18 protein-coding genes are annotated in these 21,050 nt (G+C 62.4%); 15 read left to right on the top strand and 3 right to left on the bottom strand.

The window, feature by feature from the left end:
* The first annotated feature begins 93 nt into the window (after positions 1 to 93).
* The 11 genes from HOP59_RS17240 (at position 94) to HOP59_RS17190 (ending at position 12,898) form a co-directional block, all read left to right on the top strand.
* Positions 94 to 2,673 carry a FimV/HubP family polar landmark protein gene (locus HOP59_RS17240; protein WP_234254779.1) on the top strand — a complete coding sequence of 860 codons (2,580 nt, stop codon included), beginning with the start codon at positions 94 to 96 and terminating at the stop codon, positions 2,671 to 2,673.
* A gap of 7 nt (positions 2,674 to 2,680) precedes the next feature.
* Entirely contained in the window at positions 2,681 to 3,619 is a 939-nt protein-coding gene (gene truA, locus HOP59_RS17235; protein WP_010629032.1) for a tRNA pseudouridine(38-40) synthase TruA, read from the top strand.
* Positions 3,616 to 4,269 (top strand): phosphoribosylanthranilate isomerase, encoded by a 654-nt coding sequence (locus tag HOP59_RS17230; RefSeq protein ID WP_010629031.1) that lies wholly within the window; start codon positions 3,616 to 3,618, stop codon positions 4,267 to 4,269. Before truA ends, HOP59_RS17230 begins: the two co-directional genes overlap by 4 nt.
* 73 nt (positions 4,270 to 4,342) lie before the next feature.
* Entirely contained in the window at positions 4,343 to 5,557 is a 1,215-nt protein-coding gene (trpB, locus tag HOP59_RS17225) for a tryptophan synthase subunit beta (RefSeq protein ID WP_010629030.1), read from the top strand.
* Positions 5,558 to 5,559: 2 nt separating this feature from the next.
* A complete protein-coding gene (gene trpA, locus HOP59_RS17220) occupies positions 5,560 to 6,375 on the top strand; it encodes a tryptophan synthase subunit alpha (protein ID WP_010629029.1) in 816 nt (271 codons plus the stop codon).
* Positions 6,376 to 6,455: 80 nt separating this feature from the next.
* The gene (gene accD / locus HOP59_RS17215) at positions 6,456 to 7,484 is read left to right on the top strand and encodes an acetyl-CoA carboxylase, carboxyltransferase subunit beta (RefSeq protein ID WP_234254778.1); all 1,029 of its coding nucleotides are present in this window, start codon (positions 6,456 to 6,458) and stop codon (positions 7,482 to 7,484) included.
* A gap of 9 nt (positions 7,485 to 7,493) precedes the next feature.
* On the top strand, positions 7,494 to 8,780 hold the full coding sequence (gene folC / locus HOP59_RS17210; protein WP_234254777.1) for a bifunctional tetrahydrofolate synthase/dihydrofolate synthase: 1,287 nt from the start codon (positions 7,494 to 7,496) through the stop codon (positions 8,778 to 8,780).
* A 17-nt stretch (positions 8,781 to 8,797) separates the two neighbouring features.
* Positions 8,798 to 9,490, top strand: coding sequence for an SPOR domain-containing protein (locus HOP59_RS17205; protein ID WP_234254776.1), 693 nt, complete (start codon positions 8,798 to 8,800; stop codon positions 9,488 to 9,490).
* Positions 9,491 to 9,494: 4 nt separating this feature from the next.
* The gene (locus HOP59_RS17200; protein WP_234254775.1) at positions 9,495 to 10,058 is read left to right on the top strand and encodes a CvpA family protein; all 564 of its coding nucleotides are present in this window, start codon (positions 9,495 to 9,497) and stop codon (positions 10,056 to 10,058) included.
* 111 nt (positions 10,059 to 10,169) lie between these two features.
* On the top strand, positions 10,170 to 11,693 hold the full coding sequence (purF, locus tag HOP59_RS17195; RefSeq protein ID WP_010629024.1) for an amidophosphoribosyltransferase: 1,524 nt from the start codon (positions 10,170 to 10,172) through the stop codon (positions 11,691 to 11,693).
* 8 nt (positions 11,694 to 11,701) lie between these two features.
* Positions 11,702 to 12,898, top strand: coding sequence for an O-succinylhomoserine sulfhydrylase (locus HOP59_RS17190; protein WP_234254774.1), 1,197 nt, complete (start codon positions 11,702 to 11,704; stop codon positions 12,896 to 12,898).
* Between the two features lie 13 nt (positions 12,899 to 12,911).
* Here HOP59_RS17190 and HOP59_RS17185 read toward each other — a convergent pair whose 3' ends face one another.
* Positions 12,912 to 14,615: a PilZ domain-containing protein gene (locus HOP59_RS17185; RefSeq protein ID WP_234254773.1), complete on the bottom strand. Its 1,704-nt coding sequence runs from the start codon at positions 14,613 to 14,615 to the stop codon at positions 12,912 to 12,914.
* Positions 14,616 to 14,651: 36 nt separating this feature from the next.
* Positions 14,652 to 15,893 (bottom strand): EAL domain-containing response regulator, encoded by a 1,242-nt coding sequence (locus HOP59_RS17180; RefSeq protein WP_158409658.1) that lies wholly within the window; start codon positions 15,891 to 15,893, stop codon positions 14,652 to 14,654.
* A 365-nt stretch (positions 15,894 to 16,258) separates the two neighbouring features.
* Between HOP59_RS17180 and HOP59_RS17175 the strand changes: the two genes are divergently transcribed.
* From HOP59_RS17175 to HOP59_RS17165, 3 genes are all read left to right on the top strand, one after another.
* Positions 16,259 to 16,729, top strand: a complete 471-nt coding sequence (locus HOP59_RS17175; protein ID WP_010629020.1) for a helix-turn-helix domain-containing protein — start codon at positions 16,259 to 16,261, stop codon at positions 16,727 to 16,729.
* 161 nt (positions 16,730 to 16,890) lie between these two features.
* Positions 16,891 to 17,445 carry a cytochrome b gene (locus tag HOP59_RS17170; protein WP_010629019.1) on the top strand — a complete coding sequence of 185 codons (555 nt, stop codon included), beginning with the start codon at positions 16,891 to 16,893 and terminating at the stop codon, positions 17,443 to 17,445.
* Positions 17,446 to 17,484: 39 nt separating this feature from the next.
* On the top strand, positions 17,485 to 18,069 hold the full coding sequence (locus tag HOP59_RS17165) for a YceI family protein (RefSeq protein ID WP_010629018.1): 585 nt from the start codon (positions 17,485 to 17,487) through the stop codon (positions 18,067 to 18,069).
* Between the two features lie 82 nt (positions 18,070 to 18,151).
* Here HOP59_RS17165 and HOP59_RS17160 read toward each other — a convergent pair whose 3' ends face one another.
* Positions 18,152 to 18,946 (bottom strand): 2OG-Fe dioxygenase family protein, encoded by a 795-nt coding sequence (locus HOP59_RS17160; protein ID WP_234254772.1) that lies wholly within the window; start codon positions 18,944 to 18,946, stop codon positions 18,152 to 18,154.
* 277 nt (positions 18,947 to 19,223) lie between these two features.
* Between HOP59_RS17160 and HOP59_RS17155 the strand changes: the two genes are divergently transcribed.
* The gene (locus HOP59_RS17155) at positions 19,224 to 21,044 is read left to right on the top strand and encodes a putative bifunctional diguanylate cyclase/phosphodiesterase (protein WP_010629016.1); all 1,821 of its coding nucleotides are present in this window, start codon (positions 19,224 to 19,226) and stop codon (positions 21,042 to 21,044) included.
* Positions 21,045 to 21,050 lie beyond the last annotated feature (6 nt).

The following is a 21,050-nucleotide window of genomic DNA, read 5'->3' as shown; positions in this document are numbered from 1 at the left end:
GCGCAAATATGGTACATATTCCGTCATGTTCTAAACGTTGGCATTACAAGAACCGGGCGTTTCGTAAGCAAGCGGGCAACGCAAGGGAATTCGATGAGACGTAAGTTGTCACTGGCCATGCTGCTGTCGCTTTCGGCCGTCAGCCCACCGGCGCTGGCACTGGGTGTCGGTGAAGTCGATGTTCGCTCCACCTTGAACGCACCGCTGCGCGCTGTGATTCCGCTCACCGATACGGCAGGACTCGACCCCGAGCGGCTGCGGGTCAGCGTGGCAGGCTCGCGTGAATTCGAATCAGCAGGCTTGTTGCGTACCCCGCTTGCGGCCAGCGTGAGCGCCGATGTCGAGGTGCGTCAGGGGCGGTGGGTGGTGACGCTGGCCAGTGAGCGGGTGGTACGCGAACCCTGGATGGACCTGCTGCTGCGTTTCGACTGGCCCAGCGGGACGCAGCTGCGTGAGGTTACCCTGCTGCTGGATCCGCCGGACTACGACAGCATGCCGGTACTGGTCAGCGGTTCGAGCCGTCGCTCCCAACCTGTCGCTCAGGTCTCGGAGCGAGTTGCTCAGCCGGCTGGCGAGTCGGTTTCCCAGCTTGCCGCCACGCTCGCAAACCAACCCATGACGGCAGGCACCGCCTGGGTGGGCAGCGGCGATACGCTGTGGTCGGTAGCCGGGCGCCTGCGGCCCGACAGCGGAGTCAGCATGAACCAGATGATGGTTGCGCTGGTCGAGGCCAATCCGGATGTCTTCCCCTCGGGTAATATTAATGCCATGCGTGCCGGCCATGGCCTCGTCGTGCCGTCACGTGAAGCCATCGCTTCTCGCACCGGTACCCAGGCCGATCACATCGTTCAGGCGATGAACCAGGCCTGGGCCAATCGCGGCAGCGGCACTCCCGCACGCGTTCCCCTTGGGCCGTCGGCTCCTGTGGCTGAAAGCGTACAGGTGGCCGCCGCTGCGACCGAGGCAGTTGAGCGGGTCGCTGCGGCCGAACCCGAGCCGACACCAGCGGCTTTGGTCGATACTGCCATGCCTACGACGGCGGCTGGCGATACTGGCGATGCCACTCCGCGACTTACGCTGCTCAGTGACGAAGAGCTTGCGGCGGAGGCTGCACTGCAGGGCGCGGATGCGGCCGGCCATGCCCTCGATGCCGACGTGCTGTCGGCCCTGGGGGGCGGGGAGTTAGCGCTGGGGCAGGGCGAGCCGCGTCTTGCACTGCTCGAACAGCGCTGGCAGGAGAGCCATGCCGCGCTGGAAGAGGTGCAGGCCGAGCGCGACACCCTGCAGCAGGAGCTCGGAGAGCTGCGTGATGAAGTCGAGACGATGCGCGAACAGCTGGCGGCCCTGCTCGCCGATGGCAGGGCAGACACGGGCACGGGAATCGGCAGTGTCGTCGTGCAGCCAGAGGGTCAGATCGAAGAGACGCCCTGGTGGGGAGCCGTTCATCCCGCTGACATCGACCGTCATCTGCTGCTGGGCGGAGCCGGGCTAGCCGCGCTGTTGGGCCTGTGGCTCTGGGTACGTCGGCGTCAACGTCACACCGCGGCTGGGACGGGGAGTGTCTCCGTACCCAACATGGTACATGGCGTGCCGCCTGTCGACGCGATGCCGTCGCCGAGTCCGGCTGCCACCATGATGCCGCCGCTGGCGACAGCCATGAGCGTAGGCGACACCGAGGTGCAAGAGCAGGAGGCGCCGCGTCCGGCGATGCCGCAGGCTGAGGCCATCAGCGAAGCCGACATCTTCATGGCATATGGCCGCTACGATCAGGCCCGGGAAATGCTCGAGGCCAGTCTTGCCCGTGATCCCGAGCGCCACGACCAGCGCCTCAAACTGCTCAACGTCCATGTGGAGCAGGGGAACTGGCAGGCTGCCGAGGAAGAGATGCAGGTGCTCGCCGAAACCGGCGACTCCGCTCTGCTGGCCGAAGCGGCCAGATTGATGGCCAGACGCCATGCCGAGAGCGACCGCGCCGGTATGGACCGAGAGACTGATGAGTCGACGGTGGATGAGCCGTACGAGCGCCGTCACGCGGCCACGCCCATTGAAGGCATGCCTGGAGAGGTAACGGCTGGGGACGAGCCTGCGGCCGAGCCCTCTCGAGACGGTGGTGAAGCGCCGACTGATGGCGACGGTACGGCTGACGAAGTCGCTTTCCCGCCGCTTGCCCGGGATCGGGAAGCGACCGCAGGAGCTGCCGCTGCATATGAGCCGGGCGGCGATGGGCCGGCCGAGGAGCTACAGGCGCGTCCAGCGCAGCAGGCGGTGCCCATCGAGTGGGACGTCATCGACTATCGCCCCCCTCGTCTCGACCCGGAACCGGCTCCCAGGGTAGAGACGCCGATGCAACCGAGCATAGAGTTTCCTCGGATGGATGCGATTGACGACTCGCTGTCAGTCTCTGAAAGCGAGCCGTCCCCACGCGAGGAGTCTTCTCTTGATGAGGAGGAGCGGTGGGAGGTGGAGGAGGTGGCCTTCCCGCCGCTGGAGCGGGATAATGGCGCCACCCCGGACGAGTCTGTCCAGTGGGAGGAGCTGAGCGAAGCTCGCCGTTTATTGGAAAGCGGCGAGGTCGAACGTGCTCGTCCTCTGTTGCAGAGGTTGTCCCAAGGGGCCGAGTCGTCTCGCCTGCGTGAAGAGGTCGAGGCGCTGATCACTCATTATCGACTCTGACGGTGGCATGAGCCTTTTTCGACTTCTCGATGATCGTCACCCCCTGCGCGGCCGCTTGGCCATGGGGGTGGAGTACGACGGCAGTGCCTATTGCGGTTGGCAGCGGCTCAAGCATGCCGCTTCGGTTCAGGGTGAGCTGGAGCGAGCGCTGTGCAGGGTGGCGAGCCAACCGGTCACGGTGCATGCCAGCGGGCGTACCGACTCCGGCGTGCACGCCACCCGCCAGGTCGTGCACTTCGACGCCCCTGCGCCGCGTTCCGAGAAGGCCTGGGTGTTCGGTGTCAACGCCAATCTGGCGCGGGATGTCGCAGTGCGTTGGGTGCGTGAGGTACCCGACGACTTCCATGCCCGCTTCAAGGCGCTGGCGCGCCGCTATCGCTACCTCATTCTCAACCAGATGAGCCGGCCGGTGCTGGAGCGCGCCAACGTCACCTGGTGTCGCGACCCGCTCGATGCCGATGCCATGCATCGCGCGGCTCAGGCGTTGGTTGGCGAGCATGACTTCTCCAGTTTCCGCGCCGCGGGCTGTCAATCCAAGACGCCTTGGCGGCATCTGCATTTCATCGAGGTTCGCCGTCATGGCCCGCTGGTGGTCGTCGACGTGCAGGGCAATGCCTTTCTCCACCATATGGTCCGCAACATCGTAGGCGCGCTGGTCAGCGTGGGGCGCGGTGAGCAGGGGGAAGGCTATCTGGCCGAACTGCTGGCGCTGAAGGACCGTACGCTGTCCGACGTGACGGCACCGGCCTGCGGTCTGCATTTCGTCGACTCGCTCTACGACGGCGCCTGGGGGCTGCCACAGGAGCCGCTGGGCCCTAATCTGCTGGCCTTTCTCGGTGAGTGGACGGGTGAGCGCGAACTGCCGGACTGCCCCATGGTCGAATTTCGTCGAGGTCGCCCACTGGCTGTGGGTAACGGCGCCATGGACGAAGAGGACGACGCATGACCACTAATCTTGTGCTGCCCGCACGCACCCGGATCAAGTTCTGTGGCCTGAGTCGCGAACAGGACGTGGCCGATGCCGTGGCCGTCGGCGCCGATGCGCTGGGCTTCGTGCTCTGGCCCGGCAGCAAGCGTTGCGTCGACGAGGCGCGCCTTGCCGCACTGTCGGCACGGGTGCCGGCCTTCGTCACCCGAGTGGGGCTGTTCGTCGATCAGCAGCCCGAGCTGATCGCGCGTTGCGCCGAGCATCTCGACCTGCTGCAGTTCCACGGCGACGAGACGCCGGCGTTCTGCGCCGGCTTCGGCCGGCCCTGGATCAAGGCTCTGCGCATGCGCGACGACCTCGACCTGCACGCTGCCGCAGAAGCCTACGCCGGCGCCCAGGCCTTGTTGCTGGATGCCTATCGCCCCGGCGTGCCGGGCGGCACCGGCGAGACGTTCGACTGGTCGCGAATCCCCGCAAACCTGGCAAAACCTGTTATTCTCGCGGGGGGGCTCGGTCCGGACAACGTGGCGCAAGCCATCGAGCTTGTTCGCCCTTTTGCGGTGGACGTTTCCGGTGGCGTGGAAGCCGCGCCTGGGCGCAAGGATAGCGGTTTGCTGGCGGCCTTCGCCGCGGCAGTGGCTCAGGTCGACCGCACCCACCAGGCGTGACCCGTATCCATTTTTCCGGGCCTGGCCCAACACCACCCCCATTCCCTTATGGCGACCCTATGAGGTGTCTTTAGTGAGCAAGTTCAGTGACCTGACCCGACTGCCGGACGCCCGCGGCCACTTTGGCCCCTACGGCGGCCGGTTCGTTTCGGAGACCCTGAGCTTCGCCCTGGACGATCTGGAGAAGACCTACATGCGTCTTCGCGACGATCCGGATTTCCAGGCCGAATTCGACTATGACCTGGCCCATTACGTGGGCCGTCCCTCTCCGCTCTACCATGCGGAGCGATGGTCGAAGAAGCTGGGTGGTGCACGGATCTGGCTCAAGCGCGAAGACCTCAACCACACCGGCGCGCACAAGGTGAACAACACCATCGGTCAGGCGCTGCTGGCCAAGATGAGTGGCAAGCCGCGGGTCATCGCCGAGACTGGTGCCGGCCAGCATGGCGTAGCGACGGCCACCGTGGCGGCTCGCCTGGGGCTCAAGTGCGAAGTCTACATGGGCGCCGAGGACGTGCAGCGCCAGAAGCTCAACGTCTACCGCATGCGCCTGCTGGGGGCCACCGTGATTCCGGTGGAGTCGGGTACCCGCACCCTCAAGGACGCCATGAACGAAGCGCTGCGCGACTGGGTGACCAACGTCGACGACACCTTCTACATCATCGGCACCGTGGCCGGCCCGCACCCGTACCCCATGCTGGTGCGTGACTTCAATGCCGTGGTCGGCCGCGAGGCGCGTCGTCAGTCGCTGGAGGAATTCGGCAAGCTGCCCGATGCGCTGATCGCCTGTGTCGGCGGCGGCTCCAACGCCATGGGCCTGTTCTACCCCTTCGTCGAGGACGACGAGGTCGCCATGTACGGTGTCGAAGCCGGCGGCGACGGCGTCGACACTGGACGCCATGCGGCCCCGCTGGCCTCCAACGCGCCGCGCGGCGTACTGCATGGCAACCGCACCTACCTGATGTCCGACGAGGGCGGCCAGGTGTCCGACACCCACTCGATTTCGGCCGGTCTGGACTATCCGGGAGTCGGTCCCGAGCACGCCCTGTGGAAGGACGTGGGACGCGTGCAGTACGTGGTCGCCAACGACGATGCCGTGCTCGAGGCGTTCCGCGAGCTGACCCGTATCGAGGGCATCATGCCGGCGCTGGAGTCGGCCCATGCGCTGGCCCACGCCAAGGTGTTGGCGCCGACCATGCGGCCCGACCAGAACATCGTGGTCAACCTTTCCGGCCGCGGCGACAAGGACATCATGACGGTCGCCAAGATCGACGGCCTGGAGTTCTGACGATGAATCGAATCGACAAACGCTTCGCCGAACTCAAGACCCAGGGCCGCCGCGCGCTGATTCCCTATATCACCGCCGGCGACCCGGCCCCGCAGTACACGGTTGGCTTCATGCACGCGCTGGTGGAGGCGGGCGCCGACGTGATCGAGCTGGGCGTGCCGTTTTCCGACCCCATGGCCGATGGCCCGGTGATCCAGAAGGCCTGCGAGCGGGCGCTCCAGCACAAGGTGCGCCTGACCCACCTGTTCGAGATGGTGCGCGAGTTCCGTCAGACCGACGGCGATACGCCCGTGGTGCTGATGGGCTACCTCAACCCGGTCGAGCGCATCGGCCTCGAGGCTTTTGCCGACCAGGCCGCCGCGGCCGGTGTCGATGGCGTGCTGACCGTGGACATGCCGCCGGAGGAGGCCGACGAGTTCGGCCCCATCCTCAAGCAGCGCGGTCTGGCGTCGATCTTTCTCGTCGCCCCTACCACTTCGCGTGAGCGGGCCGCTACAATATGCGCCCATGGCGAGGGCTATCTCTACTATGTTGCGCTCAAGGGCGTGACCGGGGCCGCCACGCTCAATGCCGCCGACGTGGCCGAGCATCTGGCGCCGCTGCGCGGTCTGACCGAGTTGCCGCTGTGCGTCGGTTTCGGTATCCGTGACGGTGCCTCGGCCGCCGAGGTTGGCAAGGTCGCCGATGGCGTGATCGTCGGCAGCGCGCTGGTCAGCCGGATTGCCGACAACGCCGAGCGGCCGGAAGCGATTGCCGATGAGCTCAAGGCGGTGCTGAGCGAGATGCGTCAGGCCCTGGATGCGTTGCCTGCCCGCTGAGCGCGCCCTTGCCCTGCTAAAGATTCGACTCATGACGCCCGGCACGACCGGGCGCAACAGCATACGGAAGCCTTTCTGACATGAGCTGGCTCGACAAGATTGTGCCCTCCATGGGGCGGATTCAGCGCAAGGACCGACGGGCCAGCGTGCCCGACGGCCTGTGGCGCAAGTGCCCGAAGTGCGAGGCGGTGCTCTATCTGCCCGAACTGGAGAAGCATCACAACGTCTGTCCCAAGTGCGATCATCACCTGCGCCTGACCGCGCGCAAGCGTCTCGACTGGTTCCTCGACAAGGAGGGACGGGAAGAGATCTCGGCCGAGCTGGAGCCGGTGGATCGCCTCAAGTTCCGCGACTCCAAGAAGTACAAGGACCGCCTCAATGCGGCCCAGAAGGAGACCGGTGAGAAGGACGCCCTGGTGGCCATGCGCGGCAAGCTCGATGGCTTGCCCGTCGTCGTGGTGGCCTTCGAGTTCACCTTCATGGGCGGCTCGATGGGGGCCGTGGTGGGCGAGAAGTTCGTGCGCGCCGCCACCCTGGCCCTGGAGGAGCGCATTCCCTTCATCTGCTTCTCCGCCTCGGGCGGGGCACGGATGCAGGAAGCACTGTTCTCGCTGATGCAAATGGCCAAGACCTCGGCGGCGCTGGAGCGTCTGCGCGTGGCGGGCGTGCCTTACATCTCGGTACTCACCGACCCGGTATTCGGCGGTGTGTCCGCTTCACTGGCCATGCTCGGCGATCTCAACGTGGCCGAGCCCAACGCGCTGATCGGCTTCGCCGGCCCGCGCGTGATCGAACAGACGGTGCGCGAGAAGCTACCGGAAGGCTTCCAGCGCAGTGAGTTCCTGCTCGAGCATGGCACGGTGGACATGATCGTGCCGCGCGGCGAGATGCGCTCGCGTCTGGGGGGCGTACTACGCAAGCTGACTCACCAGCCGCCCAGCGGTCTCGAAGAGAGTCTGCTTCACGAGCCGGACCTGGTCGACGAGGCCGAGCGTGCGGCGGTGGAAGAGGGTGAGATCATCGAGGCGGCAGAGCTGGACACGTCGGAAGATGCCGATACCTCGACCTCATCCGAGGATGCGGATGGTCGGCCCGATGCGGCGCGCTGAAGGCTCGTGATGTCTTCGACGACGCGTACGCTGGATGCCTGGCTTGAGTACCTGGAGCGGGTGCACCCGGTGGGCATCGACCTCGGCCTCGACAGGGTGGCCGAGGTGGCCCGCCGTATGGGGCTACTCGATGAGCCTCTGGCGTCGCGCATCATCACCGTGGCCGGTACCAACGGCAAGGGTTCCACCGTCGCCATGATCGAGACAGTGGCACGTGCTCATGGGCTCTCCGTGGCTGCCTATACCTCACCGCATCTGCTGCGCTACAACGAGCGGCTGCGGTTCGATGGCAGCGAGGCAGACGACGCCGCGCTGATCGCCGGCTTCGAGGCCGTGGAGGCGGCGCGCCTAGCCGACGATCCCGTCAGTCTGACCTACTTCGAAGCCGGCACCCTGGCCGCACTGTGGCTCATCGCACGGCGCCGCCCCGATCTCGCTGTGCTCGAGGTAGGGCTGGGCGGCCGGCTCGATGCGGTCAACGTCATCGACGCCGATGTCGCCGTCATCACTACCATTGCCCTCGATCACGCGGCCTTTCTCGGCAATGAGCTCGAAGGTATCGGGCGCGAGAAGGCCGGCATCATGCGCGCCGGTTGCCCGGCCGTGCTGGGCAGCGGCGAGCTTCCCGCAAGTGTGCGCCAGTCGGCCCAGGAGCGAGAGGCGCCTGTCAGCGCCTTGGGGCAGGACTTCGAATGGCGGGTTGGTACGGCACAGGGCGGTTTCAGCTGGCAGGGAACCGCTTCCGACGGGACGATTCTAAGCCTCGACGACTTGCCCGATCCGGGGTTGCCGCTGGACAATGCCGCCACGGCCCTGCAGGCCCTGGTGGCGGCCGGCATTGCGCTCGACGAGCAGCGCTGTCGCGAGGCCATGCGCGATGTGCGAGTGCCCGGACGCATGCAGTGGCTAGGGCAATGGTGCCTGGACGTAGGTCACAATCCGCACGCTGCCGGCTACCTGGCTGGCCGACTCGCAGCGCAGCCATGCCGTGGGCGCACCTGGGTGCTGCTGGGCATGCTCGGCGACAAGGATGCCGATGGGGTGATCGAGGCGTTAGGCAGCGTGGCGGATGAGTGGGTGGCCGCCACCCTGGGTGGCGAACGTGCACGCGAAGCGTCGGAGCTGGCGAGCCGTATCGAGGCTCATGGGGGGAAGGTCGCTTATCAGGCGGCATCGCCCGAGGCCGGTGCCGAGTGGCTGGCCGAACGGTTGGCCGCCGACGATCGGGTGCTGGTCTGCGGCTCCTTCTTCATGGTGGCCGCCATATTGTCATGGAAGCAGGCACACGCGGCATAGCGGGGCAGGAGGGGATGATGAAATACGGAATGCGCGAACGAATCAGCGGGGCGGTCATCCTGATCGCCTTGGCCGTGATCTTTGTGCCGATGCTGTTCGACGAACCGGCTCCCCGCGACGAGCGCCCCCAGCCGGTTCTGACCATCGAGCAGCCGGTGCCGGTGGAGCGGCGTAACGTGCCCGACCCGCAGCCGCCGGAGAGCCTTGGCCAGATTCGCTCCCCCGGCACCAGTCCGGCCCCGACCGAGCCGGAGCTGCCTGTGGAGGGCGCGGAGCCCGGGGCGGCAGCACAAGTCGACCCGCAGCCGGCCGTGGCGGTTCAGCAGAGCGAGGCGAGTAGCGGTGCGCCACCGGCAGAAGCGCCCCGGCAGGATCCGATTGCCGATCTGGCCCAGGCGGCATCCGAGCGAGTGGCAAGTAGCCCGCCGGCTACATCGAGCCCCGAGCCTCAGTCCCCCCCGGCCACGACCGCATCGCCGGGCGGCGAGTGGGCCGTGCAGGTGGGTAGTTTCGGTGAGGCGGGCAATGCCGAGCGCCTGCAGGCGCGGCTCGAGGAAGAGGGCTTCCCCGTTTATAGCCGGCGGCGCGACAATAACATGACGACCGTTTACGTGGGCCCCTTCGACTCCTCGGAGTCGGGTGAGCGGGCCATGAATACGGTGAAGGAGCGCGCCAACCTTCAGGGTCTACTGGTCAGGGTAAGAGACTGAAACGATGACGCTGACCTGGATCGACTGGGGCTTTCTCGCCGTGCTGGCCGTTTCGACGCTGGCCGGCTTCATGCGCGGTCTGGTGCGGGAGGGCCTGGGGCTGGCGGCCTGGATCATCGCGCTACTGGCCGCGCGCTTGCTTGCCGAGCCGGTGGCCGACCTGCTTTCCGGTGTGATCGACAACGCCGACGGGCGGCTGGTGCTGGCCTTCGTACTGGTCATCCTTTGCGTGGTGCTGCTGTGCGGGATCGTCATCCGCATGGTGCATGCCGCGGTGGAGTGGGTCGGTATGGGCTTTTTCAATCGCGTGGCCGGCGCCTGCTTCGGCGTTGCCCGCGGTGCCGCGGTACTGGTGGTGGCTACCATCCTGATCAGCCTGACGCCGCTGGCCCAGCTGCAGGCATGGCAGGAGGCCGAGCTTCGCCCCACCTTCGAGCAGATGCGCGACTGGGCGGTGAGTCAGCTCGAGGCCTGGGAAGGCCGCGTGCCCGAGGCCCCCGAAGCCTGGCGTAACATGCCGCTGCCCGAGCGTCGCGATGCCGGCGAGCCCGAACCCGGCGCGCTGTGATTGCTCGAACCTTATTGTTCGAACCTGTGACTGCTTGAACTTGTGATTGTTTGAAATAGGCTTTTTTCAAGCCGGCTGCGGTCGGCACCCCTGCAAGCGAGGTAAGGTGGAATGTGCGGTATCGTCGGCCTTCTGGCCAAGCAGACCGTGAATCAGGCGATCTACGACGCCCTGACAGTGCTGCAGCATCGTGGTCAGGATGCCGCCGGCATGATGACCTGGAACGAAGGCCGTTTTCTGCTGCGCAAGAGCAATGGTCTGGTGCGCGACGTGTTCCACACCCGTCACATGGCACGCCTGAAGGGCAACCTGGGAATCGGCCATGTGCGCTATCCGACCGCGGGTTCCTCGAGCGAGGCGGAATCGCAGCCGTTCTACGTCAACTCCCCCTACGGCATCGCACTGGCTCACAACGGTAACCTGACCAACTCGGAGCAGATCAAGCAGGAACTGTTCTCCTCCGACCTGCGCCACATCAATACCAGCTCCGACTCGGAAGTGCTGCTCAACGTCTTTGCCCATGAGCTGGGCAAGCAGGGGCTGCATCTCTCGCCTGGCGACATCTTCGATGCGGTGCGCCGCGTGCACCGGCGCTGCCGTGGCGGCTATGCCGCGGTGGCGATCATCAACGGCGTCGGCCTGGTGGCCTTCCGTGACCCCCATGGCATTCGCCCGGTGGTGTTCGGCACCCGCGACGAGGGTAACGGCCAGGAGGTGATGATCGCCTCCGAGTCGGTGGCGCTCGACGTGGGCGGCTTCGAGCTGCATCGCGACCTGGCCCCGGGCGAGGCGATCTTCGTCGACATGAACGGCAACATCCATACCCAGTCGTGCGCCGATGCGCCGCTGCTGGCGCCGTGCATCTTCGAGCATGTCTACCTGGCACGCCCGGACTCGATTCTCGATGGCGCCTATGTCTACGGCACCCGCATCCAGATGGGACGCAAGCTGGGCGATCGCATTCGCAGCGAATGGCCCGACCACGACATCGACGTGGTGATCCCGATTCCCGACACCTCGCGCACCTCGGCCCTGGAGCTGGCACAGCATCTGGGAGTGACCTATCGCGAAGGCTTCATGAAGAACCGCTACATCGGGCGGACCTTCATCATGCCGGGTCAGACCCAGCGCAAGAAGTCGGTGCGTCAGAAGCTCAACGCCATCGGCGTCGAGTTCAAAGGCAAGAACGTACTGCTGGTGGATGACTCCATCGTGCGTGGCACCACCTGCAAGCAGATCATTCAGATGGCCCGTGAGGCCGGTGCCAACAAGGTCTATTTCGCCTCGGCGGCGCCGCCGGTGCGCTACCCTAACGTGTATGGCATCGACATGCCGGCGGCCTCCGAGCTGATCGCCCACGGTCGCAGCGAAACCGAGGTGGGGGAGCTGATCGGTGCCGACCGCATCTTCTATCAGGATCTCGACGACCTCAAGGCCGCCTGCCGTGAGGTCAATCCCAATCTCGACCAGTTCGACTGCTCCGTCTTCGATGGCCTGTACATCACCGGAGACATCGACGCAAACTACCTGTCGGCACTCGAGGCTTCGCGCAACGACGCGGCCAAGCAGCAGCAGAGCGTCGGCGCCCACGCACTGGTGGGCATGCACAATCAGGATGACGACATCGACGACTGAGGCTCACCATGCACGACGAGATGACACCCGATCCGGCTTGGGCCCTGGAAACGCTGGCGATTCGCGCCGGCCACCAGCGTACCCATGAGCAGGAGCATGGCGAGCCGATCTTCCCCACGTCGAGCTTCGTCTATGGCAGCGCCGCGGAAGCGGCGCGCAAGTTTGGCGGTGAGGAGCGAGGCAACGTCTATTCGCGCTTCACCAACCCCACCGTGCATACCTTCGAGCGGCGCCTGGCAGCGCTCGAGGGCGGTGAGCGCTGCGTGGCGACGAGTTCCGGCATGGCAGCGATTCTTTCGACGGTGCTTGCCCTGCTGCAGGCCGGCGACGAGATCGTCGCTTCGCGCTCGCTGTTCGGTTCCACCGTCAGCCTGTTCGACAAGTACTTCGGCAAGCTGGGCATCACCACACGCTACGTGGAGCTCTCGGACCTGGCGGCCTGGGAGGCGGCGATCACACCCAACACCCGGCTGCTGTTTGCCGAGACGCCCTCCAACCCGCTCTCCGAAGTGGTCGACATCGCCGCGCTGGCCGAGATCGCCCGCCGTCACGCAGCGTTGCTCGCCATCGACAACTGCTTCCTGACGCCGGCCTTGCAGAAGCCGCTGGCGCTGGGTGCCGACCTGGTGATCCATTCCGCCACCAAGTATCTGGACGGCCAGGGCAGGGCGGTGGGCGGCGCCGTGGTGGGGCGTAACAAGGAACTCGAGGAGGTCTTCGGCGTGGTGCGTACCTGCGGCCCGTGCCTGAGTCCGTTCAACGCCTGGATCTTTACCAAAGGGCTGGAGACGCTCAGCCTGCGCATGCGGGCGCACTGCGAGAACGCCCAGGCGCTGGCCGAATGGCTGCAGGTGCACCCGGCCGTGGCGCGGGTACATTACAGTGGGCTCGCCGAGCATCCGCAGCACGAGCTGGCTGGGCGGCAGCAGGCCGGTTACGGGGCGGTGCTGGGCTTTGAGGTGAAGGGGGGGCGCGAAGCGGCCTGGTCGGTCATCGATGCCACGCGCATGCTGTCGATCACCGGTAATCTGGGTGACGTCAAGAGCACCATCACCCATCCTGCCACCACCACCCATGGACGGCTCTCTCCTGCGCAGAAGGATGCGGCCGGTATTGGTGAAGGGCTGATTCGTGTGGCGGTAGGACTCGAGTCGATCGAGGACATTCGCCTCGATCTGGCGCGTGGCCTGGACGCATTGGCATAACCGGTTTGCTCGCTCAAAGCTGGAAGTCGGCCGGGTCGACCACTGCTTCCAGCTTGCCAAGCTGCTGTATATCCTTGTCCGACAGGACGGTATCGAGTTTAGAGTCCTCAAAGGCGAGGTTCTTGACGACCCGCACCTGACTCGGTGAGCCTTCTCGGCCGAGTCTCATGACCCAGGCGAGAAACCCGCCCGAATACTTGACCAGACTGCCCACCGGATACAAACCGTAGCGGCGAACGTAGCGATTCAAGCACTGCCGGTCATAACCGCCATTACCATATACCCAGCGATAGGCATCCAAGGGGGATAGTGCAGGTCTACCATTGCGTGCATGGGTCAGCGTATCAATAATTTTGATTACGGATGCAGTGCGCACTAGTTTCGATAATGCTTCTTTTGTCTTTCCTGTCGGATAACCACTACCATCGAGACGCTCGTTGATATCATTGATAATATTGCTGAGCACAGGGCCCGGGCTCCACCCCACCTTATGCAACTGCTGATGTAGAGCCTTTACATGATGTTTCAAGAGGTCTTTTTGAGAAGTTCTAAGGTTGATATCCAAGGAGGGTAGCTGTTCACTGACGAGTAGTGGCTTTCCCATTGCGTGCAACAGGATGCCGGCGATCGCTTCGCGAGCATCACCAGCCATGCCAGGCTGCGTTAGTAGAATGTCTCCCAAAAGGGCTGCCACCCGCACGGAGTGACGTACCCACGTTGCTTCATCGCCGACATAGCGCAGGGTATACAGAAATTGATGTCGATCACTCTCAGCCAAGTGCAGCAGAGAATCCGCGCCTTCGTAAAGTATGCTTTCGGGAAAGGGGCGTTCATTTTTCAGGTAATGTAAAATGATGTGCTGTTGACGAGCCACCTCTTTGACGGCATGGGCCATGGGAGGTAGTCTATTCCGCTTGTTGCTAGCATTGATAGGCTTTCTGGCATGGGTAGAAGTGAGGAAAAGCGATGATATTCCCGCCCGCCTGTTCTCCATTCCCAAGCGTCTAGCCAATTCTACTTCGGACTCGGTAATGAAGTAGAGCAGCCGCTGCCGTGTCTCTCGATCAAGATCAATAAAGCGTATTCCAACCGCCATGTATCGTCCACAACCGAAGGGTCGCATGTTGCGTATCGAACCCTTGGCGCGAAAACCCTCTCCATTGGGAAATTGAATATGAATATTGGGTATCTGCTGATGAATTGTCAGAGGCATGCTTTTTTCTAGCGGAACCTCAAGCCTGCAGCCGCCAAGGGAAAGGTTGCAAAGGCGGGCGCTGATAGCGAGGCTGCCTGAGAACACGTCTAGCATTACCGAGGCTGACATCCCAAGCAGAAACGGAACTCTAACGCCACCGGGCTTGACCGTAATCAGTAGCGAGTCGGCGAGAACGCAACGGATCTCGAACAAATTGCTGTAGATTCGCTCATGAGTCGCCTGGACCTTTTCGAAGCACAGCAGTAGCGGCGAGTCGTCCCGGTTCATTTTTTCCAAGTCAAAGGATATTAGCCCGTTGGGCATGTAATCGTCGATGTTGCCTGTAGGACAAAAAACGCGCAAGGTGAGGATTTTACTTGCGGGATTCAGGCTTGCCACTTGCGCGGACAGTGGTTGGGCCAAGGTGTCGGAAAATATTGTGATGTCGTGGCTTCCCTCGAAGATTCGCCCGACGGTACGGATAGCCTGATTGGAGAGTGCCGGTGTTGTTTTCCATTCCATAAAGAAAAGTTCCGCAGACAGGCCGTCTTGTGTGGGTTAGCGGTGATGCACTCCCATAGCGCGAAACGGCCACTCCGATACACTGCTCAGCCAATCGGATAGCTGTTCGCCCGCCATGGGGCGTGCGATAAAATATCCCTGAGCGAGGTCGCAACCGACAAAATCGAGAAACTGCAGCGTCGCCTCATCCTCGACCCCCTCCGCTGTTGAGCGAAGCCCCAAGGAATGCCCAAGCTCGACAATGCTCTTGACAACCGAGCGCGACGTATCGGATTGCAAGGCCGATGCTACGAAGGCTTTATCTATCTTGATCTCGGAAAACGGTAGCCGTACCAGCTGCTGCATCGAGGAGTAACCAGCCCCGAAGTCATCGATGGAGAGCTGAAAGCCTTGCGCTCTCAAACGTGTCAATAGCTCAAGGGAAAGGACAGGATCGTCCAATGCAGCAGTCTCGGTCAGTTCAAGGACCACTTGGCTGGAATCTACGGAGTGTTTCTCGCATAACTTAGCCATGACGTCGGGAAAGTCCGGCCGAGTTAGGTTGAGTGCAGAGATGTTGATGGATAAGGTCGGTGGACTCTGTACCACGACGTCGGCATAGGCTGTAGGTGGAGATAAAATGGCTTTGCGGAACCATGACAGTGCTTGCTCGGTCATTCGTGCGGTGAATTCTGGCATCAGGCCAGCTCGTTCGACAGCCGGAATGAAGCGGCTGGGAGCGATGAGTCCATCGGGATGCTGCCACCTTGCCAAAGCCTCGAATCCTGCCAGTTGTCCGTCGCGGCAGCGTACTTGAGGCTGATAAGCCAGAGTGAACTCACAGTTCTCGATGGCTTGGCGAAGAATGGAAAAAGAAAGCTCCAGCGTATGCTGGGTGACAGGCCCGAACGTGGTGGGCACTGCGCCGCCTTTCTGCCTCAGCATCTGGCTTAGTCCGCGCGAGGGGAAAGGCTTGGTCAGGTGGCCGATAACGCGTAGACCGCGTGCAGTGGCTATTCGGGCTGCAGCTTCTAGCAGTCGTGGGTCGGCGCCGCTCGTCAGGATGACATTGGCATTGCACTCGCGCTTCGCCATCAACCGGATGATGTCAAGACCATCCGTGCCGGGCATGGTGAGATCGATCAACACACAGTCCGGGTGTTCGTCGATTAAGGCGGAACGAAAGCCTTCGATGCTCTGTGCGACACGTACCTTCAGTGCGACATCTTCTGCGATACGGGCCGCAGACCGGGCTGCCTGCGAGTCGTGTTCGAAAATCAACATGCGTTCCATATGCATCATCATTCCCCAGCCCAGACCTTTGTAGCCGCCCCTACTGAATGTCTCGCGCCTCCCACGATGCTATCCTTCAAGACAAAGTGTCTGAGAAAAAGGATGCCCGGCGCCCCGGCATAGACCGGCCGCTACGAATGGATCGAATTCCATCTCAGTTGTCTCCCTGTGGAGGGCGTCGGGTTTGGAAAAACCTACTTCTTATACCCAATTTGCCGGATATCGGCGACGAGGTTTGGCTCTTTAGCTTGCTGCAGTGAATCTACGACACGAATGGAGCGCATGTCAACACATGTGAGTCGTTCGTGTTCAATTCCGATATAAATGTGACATTTTTGTAACCTTTTGTTTTGTAACTATTAAGGAAGGCCATGGCGCGTCATAACCTTGAAGCTTCAAAAATTCTCTCCAAGGAGGAACGGGTTGACGCGTTTGGAAAGCGCATGAATGTGGCGATTAGGCGAGCGGGTGGCGCCACGGTCATGTCGGAAAAGGCTGGGGTTTCTACTTCCGTTCTCAGGAAATGGCGGGCAGGGCAATCTGAGCCAACCCTGAGCAGCCTGGTGAGTATGGCAAGAGCCGCGGATCTCTCTGTTGAGTGGCTCGCTACTGGTGAAGGTACCCCGGAGGCAGGCCCGGCAGTGGGGCAGCGACTGATCGATCTGGATGTCCTAGAAGATGTCATCATCAGAACGAGGCGTATCTCCGAGCACAAAGGAATGGTCCTCAAGCCCGAAGCAGAAGCCCGCATCATTCGCCTCGTATACGAATTTTCCATGCGACAGGGGCAGCCGATGGATGATACTAGCCTGAACAACATTATCGAGCTGACCTCGTTGTAAAGGTGGCCACGGACTGCTGGTCAAACATGAGGACAGCAACCATGGACGGTAGTTGGCATGCGATTTCTAGAATGATCTGTTCGGCTTTTTTCAATAAAAACTGATGGTGCGCTGCGGTATGCTGCCCTCCATCGAAAACGAAGCTCAATGGGAGCGACGAGATGTGGCGCAACACCCGCACAGGCTGGGGCCTGGTCAGCATCGCCTTGCACTGGCTCAGTGCCTTGACCATTGTCGGCCTGTTCGTGCTCGGTTGGTGGATGACCGGGCTGGGCTACTTCGACCCCTGGTACAATCGCGCGCCGTGGTGGCATCGCTCGATCGGCATGCTGCTGCTGTTCGCCACGCTGCTGCGTATTCTGTGGCGACTGTTTCAGCCGACTCCTCAGGCGCAGGGCAGTCGTTTCGAGCGTATCGCCGCTCACTTCGGTCACATCGCACTCTACGTTCTGATGCTAACGGTACTGGTCAGCGGCTATCTGATTTCCACCGCCCGCGGGCGTGGTATCAGCGTATTCGACTGGTTCGAGGTGCCGGCGTTGATCAGCCGCCTGCCCAACCAGGCGAGCATTGCCGGTGAGATACACTGGTACAGCGCTCTGGCCCTGATGTTGCTGGCGGCAGGCCATGCGATGGCAGCCCTGAAGCATCACTTCATCGACCGACACGATACCGTCTTGCGTATGCTGAACCCGGCACGTACGCGTCGCCGTTGAACGCCTGCGCCTCCGGGCGCCATCACCAAGGAGAGACCCATGTTCAAGAAAGTCGCACTCGCTACTGCCCTAGGCACCGCTGCCCTGGCCACGGCTGGCCAGGCCATGGCGGCCGAGTATGTCGTGGATACCGAAGGCCAGCACGCCTTCATTCAGTTCAAGATCAATCACCTCGGCTACTCATACATTCTCGGTAACTTCGAGGAGTTCGAAGGTCGCTTCTACTACGATGCGGATGATCTCGAAGCGTCCAGCGTCGAGATGGAAGTGCAGGTCAACAGCCTCAACAGCAACCATGCCGAGCGCGACCGCCACTTTCTGAGCGACGATTTCCTCAGTGCCGGTGACTACCCGACGGCGACCTTCGTTTCCACTGGCTTCGAACCAACTGGAGACAATGAAGGCGTGCTGACCGGCGAGCTCACCCTCAAGGGCGAAACCCGCGAAATCGAGATGCCGGTCACCTTGATGGGTGAGGGCGAGGATCCCTGGGGCAACTACCGCGCCGGCTTCGAAGGCTCGACGATGCTCACGCTGGCCGATTTCGGCATCGACATGAGCGATTTCCCCGAGGTGATGGAAGAGCTCGAGCTCTACGTTACCTTCGAGGGCGTGCGCCAGTAATTCGTCTTTGCCTTTGCATGAGAACACCCTCGGCTTTTGCCGAGGGTGTTGTGTTTTTAGGGACGAGGCAGGGCGAGAAAGCTTACTTGGTTTCGTTCAGCACCGCGTGAGGGAAGTGCCGACGTAGGATACGGTTCTGGAAATCGTCCACGAAACGACTATTGATGATAATGATGAAGCGTTCGAAAGGTGCCTCGGGATCCTCCTGGGAAATGCCATCGACGCTGTGATAGACCCGGTCGTCGTGCAGGTGGAGAATGTCGCCCTCTTCCAGGGTGGCATCGAGCAAGGGCAGCGAGCCGCCATTGTCGGCATACAGGTGGTTGGTACCACCAGTGACGTTCTCGCGCTTGAGCACCAGTATGCTCAGTGCCTTGCAGCCGTCGGCATGGATGCCCTGGCCCTGTAGGGGATCGACCAGGCCCTGGCCGCGTACACCGGTGATCTGCATCAGAATCGGTTCATTGGGGCCGAGGTTCCACAGCTGGGCCCAGGCGTGTACGAAGTCCTTGACGTCGGCACGACCGAGAAATTCCGGGGTGAGCGGCTCATAGTAGCGCAGGCGATCCGCCATGCTTTCCGCGGCATTGAAAGCGCCGCCTTGGGCCATGGGGCAATGGCCCATGTCCTGCACCTCGCCGTTCTCATCCAGCGCCAACCAGGACATGCGCTTCCAGCGCTGGTTGACGTAGGAGTCGCGTGGCAGGTCATCAGTGAATGCCTGCCAGGCAGGCAGATCGATTCGCGAACGGACCTCGGTCAAGGCCCAGTGATGGCTTGCCAAGTCAGCGCTGACACCCGGTGCCCAGTAATGGGTCAGCGGGTTGACGGGCATGCCGGTGTAGTCGTAGCCATGCTTGAGGGTGTCGAGTTTCATGTCGCTATCTCCAGGTGGTGGGCGGTATTGCCCGGTGTTGTCGGGTTGCCCCGTTCAACTCTGTGAAAAGAAAAGAAACTAAATGTTAAGTATTGTAGTTGTAAATGGAGCGTCGTCGTCAGCTAGAAGACTGGGTTATGACTGGGTAGTTAGAGGGAGACATTGGACTAAGGACGTAGGAGAATTCTGACGATGCTGTGTAGGATGTAACAAAAACGGTGCAAACGTTCCGCATAGAGAACAGCGACGCCGTCGTCCCCCCTTACGAGGAAGTCCTATGATCCCCAATGAGCGCTTCAGGCGGTGGCTGCTCCGGTTTCTGGGGCGGCCTTCGATTGACGCGACTGTCGACTCGACGCAAAACGACGAAGCCGTAGCGCTTGTACGCCAGCAATATCTCGAAAGTGAGCAGCGCTTTCGTGCGCTGCTGGAGAGCCTGCCCAAGGTCGCTGTGCAGGGGTACGATCGCGACCGTCGTGTCATCTACTGGAACGAGGCAAGTACGCGACTCTACGGTTACACCGCCGACGAGGCGCTGGGCGGGCTGCTCGAGGATCTGATCATTCCCGACTTCATGCGTGAAGGGGTCATCCATGCGCATCGGGCCTGGATCCAGGACGGTATCGAAATCCCAGCCGAAGAGCTGGAGCTGAAGCACAAGAGCGGCGAGTTGGTGCCGGTCTTCTCACATCACGTGATGCTCAAAGAGCATACCGACGATCCCCTCATGTTCTGTGTCGATGTCGACCTCTCGGACCAGAAACAGGCGCATCGAGATCTCGAATTCGCCACTCGATACGACCGGTTGACGCAGTTGCCGAACCGACAGACCTTCGAGTCCGACCTGGCGTATCTGCTCGATGGCGTGCGTCGTCGCGGGGTGGGGTTGGCGCTGATCTACCTGGACATCGACTATTTCGTCGAGATCAACGACGCCCTGGGCTATGAGCAGGGAGACCAATTGCTGGTGGAGCTGAGCCGCAGGCTGCGCAATGCGCTACGCTCGACCGACCTGCTGTCCCGGGTTTCCAGCGATGAGTTCGTGTTGGCCTTCCCGGGGCTGCATCGCGAGGAAGACGTGCTGCAGGTGGTCAACAAGATCCATGACTTGTTCAAGCAGCCTTTTGGACTGGATGGCCACGAGCGGCGCGTCTCGGCCAGTATCGGCGTTTGTCTCTTCCCTGATAACGGTGCCAGCGCACGTGAACTGATCCGCAATGCCGACGTGGCCAAGAATCGAGCCAAGTTGGAGGGGCGTGGCAGCATCCGCTTTTTTCATCAACACCTGCACGACGAGTTGGTCCGAGAACATCGCTTGGCCGAGAATCTGGAGCGCGCCTTGAGCGCTGGGGAGCTGACTCTACACTATCAGCCTCAGGTTTCGGCGATAAGCGGGCGCATCGAAAACCTCGAGGCGCTGTTGCGCTGGGAACTCCCTGGTGGCACTGCGGTTCCCCCCCACGAGTTCATCCGCGTTGCCGAGCGCTCCGGGCTGATACACCGCCTGGGGGACTGGGTCATCGAGGAGGCGTGCCGTCAGCGAGCTCAGTGGCGTGCCGCCGGCGTGCCGTTGGAGCGCATCGACATCAACGTCTCAGGGCGTCAGCTTTCGCGCCCGGATGTCTTCGAACGCTTGCGTCAATGCCTGTCGCGCCATGGTCTTGGGCCACGGGAAATTGGTATCGAGTTGACCGAGAACGTATTGATCGAAGCTGACGAACGGATTCTGGACGGGCTATGGGGGCTCTATCATCTCGGTTTTCGCATAGCCATCGATGATTTTGGCACCGGGTTTTCATCTCTGAGCTATCTCAAACGCTTCCCGGTGACGGCACTGAAGATCGATCGTTCCTTCGTACGAGATGCACCCGGCGAGCCGAAGGACAGGGCCATCATGGAAGCGGCGGTATTCATCGGCCATCGGCTTGGGCTCGAAGTGGTGGCGGAGGGCGTGGAGGATGAAAGGCAGCTCGAGCTGATCCGCGAGATGAAGTGCGATCTCGTGCAGGGTTTCTATTTTTATCGTCCCATGCCAGCGGCAATGACCGAGCGCGTCCTGCTGGGGTTGGTGGCCGCTCCTAGTGGCTTGCAGGGCTGAGTGGCG

It is taken from the genome of Billgrantia aerodenitrificans (genome assembly GCF_021404405.1).
GTDB classification, from domain to species: Bacteria; Pseudomonadota; Gammaproteobacteria; order Pseudomonadales; family Halomonadaceae; genus Halomonas; species Halomonas aerodenitrificans.
This window is presented reverse-complemented; position numbering and strand designations above follow the sequence as displayed.

Bases quoted from the DNA above. Each gene is read 5' to 3' on its own strand.
- HOP59_RS17185 (WP_234254773.1), bottom strand. From the start codon at position 14,615: ATGGAATGGAAAACAACACCGGCACTCTCCAATCAGGCTATCCGTACC.
- HOP59_RS17160 (WP_234254772.1), bottom strand. From the start codon at position 18,946: ATGAAACTCGACACCCTCAAGCATGGCTACGACTACACCGGCATGCCC.
- HOP59_RS17200 (WP_234254775.1), top strand. From the start codon at position 9,495: ATGACGCTGACCTGGATCGACTGGGGCTTTCTCGCCGTGCTGGCCGTT.
- HOP59_RS17170 (WP_010629019.1), top strand. From the start codon at position 16,891: ATGTGGCGCAACACCCGCACAGGCTGGGGCCTGGTCAGCATCGCCTTG.
- HOP59_RS17155 (WP_010629016.1), top strand. From the start codon at position 19,224: ATGATCCCCAATGAGCGCTTCAGGCGGTGGCTGCTCCGGTTTCTGGGG.
- accD (WP_234254778.1), top strand. From the start codon at position 6,456: ATGAGCTGGCTCGACAAGATTGTGCCCTCCATGGGGCGGATTCAGCGC.
- HOP59_RS17180 (WP_158409658.1), bottom strand. From the start codon at position 15,893: ATGCATATGGAACGCATGTTGATTTTCGAACACGACTCGCAGGCAGCC.
- trpA (WP_010629029.1), top strand. From the start codon at position 5,560: ATGAATCGAATCGACAAACGCTTCGCCGAACTCAAGACCCAGGGCCGC.
- truA (WP_010629032.1), top strand. From the start codon at position 2,681: ATGAGCCTTTTTCGACTTCTCGATGATCGTCACCCCCTGCGCGGCCGC.
- purF (WP_010629024.1), top strand. From the start codon at position 10,170: ATGTGCGGTATCGTCGGCCTTCTGGCCAAGCAGACCGTGAATCAGGCG.
- HOP59_RS17205 (WP_234254776.1), top strand. From the start codon at position 8,798: ATGAAATACGGAATGCGCGAACGAATCAGCGGGGCGGTCATCCTGATC.
- HOP59_RS17165 (WP_010629018.1), top strand. From the start codon at position 17,485: ATGTTCAAGAAAGTCGCACTCGCTACTGCCCTAGGCACCGCTGCCCTG.
- HOP59_RS17190 (WP_234254774.1), top strand. From the start codon at position 11,702: ATGCACGACGAGATGACACCCGATCCGGCTTGGGCCCTGGAAACGCTG.
- HOP59_RS17175 (WP_010629020.1), top strand. From the start codon at position 16,259: ATGGCGCGTCATAACCTTGAAGCTTCAAAAATTCTCTCCAAGGAGGAA.
- HOP59_RS17240 (WP_234254779.1), top strand. From the start codon at position 94: ATGAGACGTAAGTTGTCACTGGCCATGCTGCTGTCGCTTTCGGCCGTC.
- folC (WP_234254777.1), top strand. From the start codon at position 7,494: ATGTCTTCGACGACGCGTACGCTGGATGCCTGGCTTGAGTACCTGGAG.
- HOP59_RS17230 (WP_010629031.1), top strand. From the start codon at position 3,616: ATGACCACTAATCTTGTGCTGCCCGCACGCACCCGGATCAAGTTCTGT.